Source organism: Candidatus Bandiella numerosa (genome assembly GCF_021811875.1).
Taxonomy (GTDB): Bacteria; Pseudomonadota; Alphaproteobacteria; order Rickettsiales; family Midichloriaceae; genus Aquirickettsia; species Aquirickettsia numerosa_A.
The window spans coordinates 1-7,335 of sequence record NZ_JAJBJD010000043.1; the positions used below are offsets into that span (position 1 = coordinate 1).

Genomic DNA, 7,335 nt, shown 5'->3' on the forward strand with positions numbered 1-7,335 from the left:
TTACTTTGCCGTCAGCTTCCTTCCGCCAACTCCTCACGAAGTTAACCTTGCCTCAGCTAATGGACAGCTCTATATCAGCCCATGAGGGACTTGAACCCTCTACTCTTACATCATGCACGGCGCACATTTTCATCTATTTTTCTAACTTTTGATAAAAATTCTTTTAATCTTGCGCTTTTAGGCTTTGCAAAAAAATCCTTTGCTAAATTTTTTTCCACTATTCTACCTTTATCAAAGAAAAGGATTTCATCAGAAATATTTTGAGCAAATTTCATATGATGTGTGACAATAATACTGAGTAAATTTTCTGATTTAGAGAGATTTTTTATTACACTCAAAACTTCTGCAGTGTTTTCTGGATCTAAAGCTGAGGTTGGTTCATCGTACAGTATAATTTTAGGCTTCATGCACAAGGTTCTTGCAATAGCTACCCTTTGTTTTTGTCCGCCTGAAATGTTTGCTGGATATTGATTTTCAATTGATGAATCAAGATTAACTTTTTTTAAAAGTCGTCTAGCATCACCAATGGCATCATGCTTCTTAATTTTTAGTACTTTTTGTGGGGCGTAAGTTATGTTTTCAAGCACTGTCATGTTAGCAAAAAGATTGAAATGCTGAAAAATAAAACCAATGTTTTGTTGGGTAATGTTTCCATATTCTATATTACCATTATCCAACTCTTCCAATCCTGCAATGCATTTTAAAAAAGTAGATTTTCCGCTTCCTGAAGAGCCGATTATTGAATATACGTGCCCTATTTTAAAATCAAAAGAAACATTTTTTACTACTTCAGTATCTCTATAATTTTTTGTAATATTAATTACTTTTATCATTCAATTTTTTTTCAACAGTTGTTCCAATATGTGCGATAATGCAAATGATTATATAGTAAAATACGGCAGCAATACATAAAGGAGTAATAAAATCATACTTTTCTGCAGCGATAATTTGTGCTCTTCTCATTAAATCAGCTACTCCTATTATACCAATTACTGCAGATTCCTTAATTAAATTTATTACTTCATTGATTAGGGATGGTAAAATACTTCTTAGAGCTTGAGGTATAATGATATTAAGCATCATTTCTAGGTATGGTACAGATAGTGACCTCGCTGCTTCAAATTGTCCTTTGTCAACAGACTCAATGCCTCCTCTTATAATTTCTGCAACATATGCAGCCGAATTTAAAGAAAGTGCTAAAATACCTGCAACAAATATTGGAATGTTAATTTTTAATATTTCAGGAAGAGCAAAGTAAATAAAAAATAACTGTAAAAGAAATGGCGTTCCTCGCACCACTGATACATATATTTTAACAGAATTAAGTAAAATTTTATTATTTGAATATCTAAAAATTGCCAATATAGTTCCTAATATAAGAGCAAAAACAGCTGCTAAAACAGAATAAAGTAATGTAGTGAAAACACCTTTATAAATGTATTGAGCTATCTTAAAAACATATAAAATATCTTGATATTGCTGATATAATGTGAAATTCAAAATATTCATTTAGTGAGATGAAGAAAAATATGTGAAATTAGGTCAATTAATTTTAGGATCTAAATTTACCTCTTTTTTGTCATTATCATCAACCAGAAATGAATTATATATCTCTAAAACACTATCCATCAAGTAATCATTAATTTTGATTTTTTTGTCAGATAAATTAACAACTTTTAGCTTATACTCTTTTTTATCAGATGTTTTATCAGATGGTATAGCGATTTTTTCAAATGTTTTTAATATAGCACCTCTTTCCTCATTCTTAATTTCTCTTAATGCTAATATTTTTGTCACAGGTGAATTTACAACAATTTTGTTATAAAATTTTAAATAAAAATCAACTAATTCAGTTAGATTTTCTATTTTTAAATCCATATCAAAATATGATAAAAGCTGAATTTTATTAACAATAGCGTCTCCTTTTAAGTAAAAATTAAAGAGATCAGAAGAAAAATAAAATTCTTGTATGTTTAATTTATAAACTGGTTGAATATCTTTCAAAATTATATCTTTATTCAAGTTTATTTCAGAACCGTCTTTAAAGTTAAAAGAAATAGTTGAATTTAAGTTTATGTTGCTATCTCCAACTTCTGACAAATAGTTATAAAAATCATCTTCTTTATCATTTTTAAAATATTTGTTTTTACTTACATGTAACCCAAATTCAATATTGTTGGAATTAGCCGAGCTTAAATTTAGAAGATTAATATTTGTTTTATCAATGGAATAAATTAAGTCTTCTGAATTATCTTTATTTATTTGTTTAGCCTTATGCCCAGTTGAATTATATTGTATACTTTGGATATATTTTAGAAAAAAATCTGTCAATTTATCGCTTTCAGATTTTTCATTATTATAGAGCATAAAATAGTCTTTAAACTCGATATTGAGCTCTGGGACTGTGTCAAAGGTTGATGTATAATTATATTCATCTTTAGAATCCTTGATTATAGTATCTATTTTATTTGCTAGACTTATTGATAATTTTTTATCAGCTAAAAGACTGGTAAAACCTATATGATCTAAGCTTGATTTTTCTGATAAACCAAATTTTTCTTGGTTAAAAGTAGGATTCCAAATTTTACCACTAAGATTCCAAAACAATACGCCTTGATAAGTTATATTTTCATATTTAAATTTTAATCCGCCCTCAGATAATTTGGTAGAAATCAACTCGATATTATCTTCTATATTTTTAATATGGATATACCTGATAATAAAATTGGTAGCAATGAGTAGAATTATAAATGTTACACTTATGATAGTTTTTTTCATTGTATTGCCTTCAAATATTATTGGTGTGCCCGAAAGGATTCGAACCCTTGACCTTTAGATCCGTAGTCTAACGCTCTGTCCGGCTGAGCTACGGGCACGTTTTTTTTAATTTATATTCTAATAATGGTTAATGTCAAAGTATATAATCATATCCCAAAAATTAGTAAGCATTAATTATATTTATTCCAAAGGGGTTTTGAAATATTTTTTATAAGCTCATTATGTGCATTTTTCTCATCTTCAGATAGTATAAATTTTCTATTTGGAAAATTTTTTTTCTGTAAATTAGCACTTGCGTTATTATGATTTGCAATTTGAAACTGAAATTTAGTTTGTTCATTACCAGTCAACTCAACGTATACCATTGCGAGTAATTCTGAATCTATCAAAGCACCGTGTTTATCTCTTTTGTCTAGACTAATATTAAATCTTTTGCACAAAGCATCTAGACTAGCTGGAGAGCCAGGAAATTTTTTTCTTGCGACTAATAATGTATCAATAATACCACTCATTGTAATTTTTGGCATTCCCACCATTTGGAATTCATTATTAATGAAGCCAATATCAAATTTTGCATTATGAATGACCAGTGTAGAATCCTTAATAAATGAGTAAAAATCTTTTGCAATATCGGAAAATAAAGGCTTATCCTTTAGGAAATCACTTGAAATTCCATGTACATCATATGCTCCTTTACTAACTCCTCTTTCAGGGTTCACATATGTATGAAAATAATTATTGGTTTTAACTTTGTTAATGAGTTCTATGCATCCTATCTCAATAATTCTATCTCCTTGTTTATAATCTAGTCCTGTTGACTCAGTATCTAGAACAACTTCTCTTAAATCTGTCATGTAATATAATGGTTCGTATTGATTTTAATAAATAATGCCGATTCTCATTGTAGATTAAATAATCAGCTTTGTGAAATACTTCTTTTTTTGAGATTTGATTATCTAGAATCGCAAAAAATTTATTTTCAGTCATATTAGTTCTATTTAGCGCCCTATTTAACATAGTTTTTGTAGATGAAAAAAGGTAAATTATTACGTCAAAATACTTCTCTCTTTTTTTTTCAAATAAGAGTGGTATTTCTACTACAGTAGAGCGACCTTTATTTTGATGTACTTCATTTGAGATTTGTTGAATTTTTTCTTTCGTGTAAGGCGTGAAAATATTTTCCAAATCATGCATTGCATTTTTATTATGAAAAACAATGTCTCCCAGTATTTTTTTTGAAATATCTCCATTTACTAATGAATTTGGAAATCTCCCAGCAATTTTGTTTTTTAAATAGTTATCTGTATTCATCGTGTCATTAACATATTTATCCATGGAAACTGTTTGAAATCCCATTTTTTTAAAAACTGTGAGTGTTAAACTTTTGCCAGTACAAATATTGCCAGTTAGGCCTATTAAAGAACCATATCTAGGATTTAATTTATGCCTCATTTATTGGCTAACTTATATAAGGTTAAAAACCATTCATTATCTTTCTTACCTAAGAAGAGACCATGTTTTTGTAATAATTCCTTGAAGAATTGAACAGGTATCGTGTAATTTAGCTCTACTTCAATTTGGTCTATAGATGAAGAAAGGACTCGATAATCTTTTAATTCAGAAATATCACTTAATTTTTCCTTAATAGCAGCCCAAACTTGAGGTGTTTTTGAGTCGATTTTTACCTTAGAGCTAAATATTATTTTTTGATCAAAAGCTTTCACTCCCTTTAATTCAGAATCAAAATCCTCTAGTAATTGATTGATTGCCCTATCAAAAAAACTTCTATAATTTTCACTGTAATTTTTTTTAATTATAAGGTATTTTATTGAATCCTCGTCTGGTTTAAGTATTCTAGCTGTTATCTCAAGTTGATCATCATTCATTTCAGCGAATACGACAGTTAAATTTTTCACATTATAATCACTAAGAATACTATCAAATGAGTGATATGGTTGAAATAATGTTGTATATTTATTCTCTAAAGAAACAGTGGTACTGGTATTGAATATCTTAAACTTAAGTAATCCAAAATATCCTTCCAAATTTAACCATTTCCATCTCCAATCTTCCCTTACAGCGACACTATTATCATTTATTAATGGAATAAATAAAACATCCTCAGAGTAATTTGTTCTATATCTGATACCATATTTATTTAAAATATCTTTAATTTTGCTGGGATCGTAATCGATATCAATTGTTGCCATGTATGAATGATTAGTCATCTTTTCATTTTTAGGAGTAACTTTTTTAGTAGTTTTTAAAATTTCTCTTTCCTGAATATGATAAATTTTATCCCTAAATTTTAGAGGAGTAATTTTAAAAGCTAAGTGTTTAAAACCTTCAATGATTGCCTTATTTTTAGCAAATTCCATAGAATCTTCTAAATTTCCAGCATCCTCAGATGTTTTGATATCAGTTACGGTAAATACACTTTCATTATCATCAATTTGCTCTGAATGAGCAGACATAGCTAAATAAATTGTAGCTATGATAAAGAAAAAAATTTTTTTGTTCATGGTCCACTTTACAATGATATACTTAACAGAATAAAATCAATATAACACGATATTACATTTTACAAATTAATTCATCAATAATAAAAATTAAATGCTTTTTCAAGAACACAAAATAGTTAACGAGAATTTTAGTGAAGATGAGAATCCTTATACCGTAACGGAAATATCTCTTATTATAAAGCAATATGTTGAAAGTTCTTTTAAGGATATTTCAGTTAAAGGGGAAGTCTCTAGTATTAAAATTGCAAGTTCTGGACATATCTACTTTTCACTTAAGGATGAAAATGCAGTTATAAATGCAATATGCTGGAGGTATGTTGCTGTAAAATTACCAATCCAATTAGAAGATGGTATGGAGGTAATATGTGAAGGGAGTATTAGTACATATCCTGGAAGATCGAATTATCAATTAATTATTAAAGATATAAGGTTGGCTGGTGAGGGAATTCTTCTTGCAAGACTTGAAGAAATGCGAAAAAAATTGGAAAATGAAGGTCTATTTGACAAAAGACATAAAAAAGCCTTACCGAAAATTCCACAAAAAATTGGTATAATTACATCACTAAAGGGGGCTGTGATACAAGATATAATTCATAGATTAAAAGATAGATTTCCTACAGAGACGTTGATTTGGGATGTAGTTGTTCAAGGGAATGAAGCTGCAGGGTATATTATTGAAGCTATAGAGGGGTTAAATAATTTACCGAGTCATATTTCTCCACCAGATGTCATTATCATAGCAAGAGGAGGTGGATCAATTGAAGATTTATGGCCTTTTAATGAAGAGATATTAGTTAGAGCAGTATTTAATTCAAAAATTCCAATTGTGTCTGCGATAGGTCATGAAAGTGATAATACATTAATTGATTTAGTTGCAGATGTGAGAGCTCCAACTCCTACAGCTGCTGCTGAATTGATTACACCTGACAAAGTAGAAATCCATATAAAGTTAGATAAAGTGAAAGCTACCTTGAATAATGTTTTGCCAAATTTTATCAATTTTAAAAAAGCGGAATTAAAAGGGGTGTTAGCCAATTTTAAAAATACAATTACACATTTTGAACAACTTGATAATAAGCTTGCGAATTTTACGACTTTGTTAAAGATGAATGTTAACTCATTATTTAAAAATTATGAATGGAAGATTGAATCTTTAAAAATATCTTCTACCAATTTGATGCACTTAACAAATTCCTGTGATGAAAAGCTAAGTAATTTATCGTGGAAATTAACCAAGCTATACAAAAATAAATTAGATGAAATTTCAGCTAATCTGGACTCTTCAAAAAAATTACTGATATCCTATAATTATCAGAATGTTTTAAAAAGGGGGTTTACATTAATAAAAAATAAGCAAAAAAAATTAATAACGTCCCTTAATGACCTGGATAAAGCTCAGTTAATTGAAATTGAATTTTGTGATGGTAGTGCTTTTGGTGAATTTAGAGCTAATGTTAATTCTAAAAATAAATCCACACCTCAGAAAGGCAATGATCGTAAAATACAAAATAAATTACCTTTTTAACTTGAATAATTTTATTTTTAGTTTTAGACTTTCATAAGTTTTGAAAGTGGCTTGATGGTTATTATAACTAAATTAGAAAATATACCTGTTTTAGCTAAGTATGTAGCTATTTACGTTATTGCATTTGCTGTGCATTTATTTGCACTGATGCAGGTGTCTTTGGCTATGGATAATAGTATTTATGCGACATTATCTAACCAAGTAGCGTTAAATGATGAACTAAGTATAACAGCTAATAATATGGCTAACGCAAACACTACTTAAGACCATTGCATAATAGGCAGAAAGAAACATATATGATAGAATGAAAAGATAAGTACATACGAAAGAGAAGGCAAAATGTCATTTTTAGTAAGAGAAGCAGAAGAACGTATAGAGAAGAGTCCTGACTTCATGCACTTTGAGAGAAGTGTATAGAGGTAGGTGAGGAAAAAGGAGGAGAAAATTTTAAAGTCGCTGAGTAGTGCCTAAGCTAAATATTAGTTGACATTATATTATTTACTGGTAACA

Annotated in this window: 9 protein-coding genes and 1 tRNA gene; 2 read left to right on the top strand and 8 right to left on the bottom strand. The window is 28.8% G+C overall.

All coding sequences use genetic code 11. The annotated features are described in order from the left end of the window. Positions 1-110: 110 nt before the first annotated feature. The 7 genes from L8D11_RS02480 to L8D11_RS02510 all read right to left on the bottom strand — a co-directional run bounded on the left by L8D11_RS02480 (position 111) and on the right by L8D11_RS02510 (position 5,300). Positions 111-833 (bottom strand): amino acid ABC transporter ATP-binding protein, encoded by a 723-nt coding sequence (locus L8D11_RS02480; protein ID WP_236870098.1) that lies wholly within the window; start codon positions 831-833, stop codon positions 111-113. Then, complete coding sequence (locus L8D11_RS02485) at positions 817-1,509, bottom strand: amino acid ABC transporter permease (protein ID WP_236870099.1); 693 nt, start codon at positions 1,507-1,509, stop codon at positions 817-819. Before L8D11_RS02485 ends, L8D11_RS02480 begins: the two co-directional genes overlap by 17 nt. Before the next feature lie 33 nt (positions 1,510-1,542). Then, positions 1,543-2,778, bottom strand: coding sequence for a hypothetical protein (locus L8D11_RS02490; RefSeq protein ID WP_236870100.1), 1,236 nt, complete (start codon positions 2,776-2,778; stop codon positions 1,543-1,545). Between the two features lie 21 nt (positions 2,779-2,799). After that, positions 2,800-2,876: transfer RNA gene (locus tag L8D11_RS02495), tRNA-Arg, on the bottom strand. Positions 2,877-2,948: 72 nt separating this feature from the next. Further along, complete coding sequence (gene dnaQ, locus L8D11_RS02500; protein WP_236870101.1) at positions 2,949-3,632, bottom strand: DNA polymerase III subunit epsilon; 684 nt, start codon at positions 3,630-3,632, stop codon at positions 2,949-2,951. Continuing rightward, on the bottom strand, positions 3,598-4,230 hold the full coding sequence (gene coaE / locus L8D11_RS02505) for a dephospho-CoA kinase (RefSeq protein WP_236870102.1): 633 nt from the start codon (positions 4,228-4,230) through the stop codon (positions 3,598-3,600). Before coaE ends, dnaQ begins: the two co-directional genes overlap by 35 nt. Then, complete coding sequence (locus tag L8D11_RS02510; RefSeq protein ID WP_236870103.1) at positions 4,227-5,300, bottom strand: hypothetical protein; 1,074 nt, start codon at positions 5,298-5,300, stop codon at positions 4,227-4,229. Before L8D11_RS02510 ends, coaE begins: the two co-directional genes overlap by 4 nt. Positions 5,301-5,391: 91 nt before the next feature. Here L8D11_RS02510 and xseA point away from each other — a divergent pair, with 91 nt between their 5' ends. Both xseA and L8D11_RS02520 read left to right on the top strand, forming a co-directional pair. Beyond that, complete coding sequence (xseA, locus tag L8D11_RS02515; RefSeq protein WP_236870104.1) at positions 5,392-6,825, top strand: exodeoxyribonuclease VII large subunit; 1,434 nt, start codon at positions 5,392-5,394, stop codon at positions 6,823-6,825. 54 nt (positions 6,826-6,879) lie between these two features. Further along, positions 6,880-7,089 carry a hypothetical protein gene (locus L8D11_RS02520; RefSeq protein ID WP_236870105.1) on the top strand — a complete coding sequence of 70 codons (210 nt, stop codon included), beginning with the start codon at positions 6,880-6,882 and terminating at the stop codon, positions 7,087-7,089. On the opposite strand, the gene L8D11_RS05795 is transcribed toward L8D11_RS02520, so the two are convergent. Next, entirely contained in the window at positions 7,086-7,220 is a 135-nt protein-coding gene (locus L8D11_RS05795) for a hypothetical protein (RefSeq protein ID WP_272906016.1), read from the bottom strand. The two genes, L8D11_RS02520 and L8D11_RS05795, sit on opposite strands and share 4 nt — an antisense overlap. Positions 7,221-7,335: the final 115 nt, after the last annotated feature.

What these genes read in the sequence shown, in the direction of transcription:
- L8D11_RS02480 (WP_236870098.1), bottom strand. Translation starts at nt 833, where the DNA reads ATGATAAAAGTAATTAATATTACAAAAAATTATAGAGATACTGAAGTA.
- L8D11_RS02485 (WP_236870099.1), bottom strand. Translation starts at nt 1,509, where the DNA reads ATGAATATTTTGAATTTCACATTATATCAGCAATATCAAGATATTTTA.
- L8D11_RS02490 (WP_236870100.1), bottom strand. Translation starts at nt 2,778, where the DNA reads ATGAAAAAAACTATCATAAGTGTAACATTTATAATTCTACTCATTGCT.
- dnaQ (WP_236870101.1), bottom strand. Translation starts at nt 3,632, where the DNA reads ATGACAGATTTAAGAGAAGTTGTTCTAGATACTGAGTCAACAGGACTA.
- coaE (WP_236870102.1), bottom strand. Translation starts at nt 4,230, where the DNA reads ATGAGGCATAAATTAAATCCTAGATATGGTTCTTTAATAGGCCTAACT.
- L8D11_RS02510 (WP_236870103.1), bottom strand. Translation starts at nt 5,300, where the DNA reads ATGAACAAAAAAATTTTTTTCTTTATCATAGCTACAATTTATTTAGCT.
- xseA (WP_236870104.1), top strand. Translation starts at nt 5,392, where the DNA reads ATGCTTTTTCAAGAACACAAAATAGTTAACGAGAATTTTAGTGAAGAT.
- L8D11_RS02520 (WP_236870105.1), top strand. Translation starts at nt 6,880, where the DNA reads ATGGTTATTATAACTAAATTAGAAAATATACCTGTTTTAGCTAAGTAT.
- L8D11_RS05795 (WP_272906016.1), bottom strand. Translation starts at nt 7,220, where the DNA reads ATGAAGTCAGGACTCTTCTCTATACGTTCTTCTGCTTCTCTTACTAAA.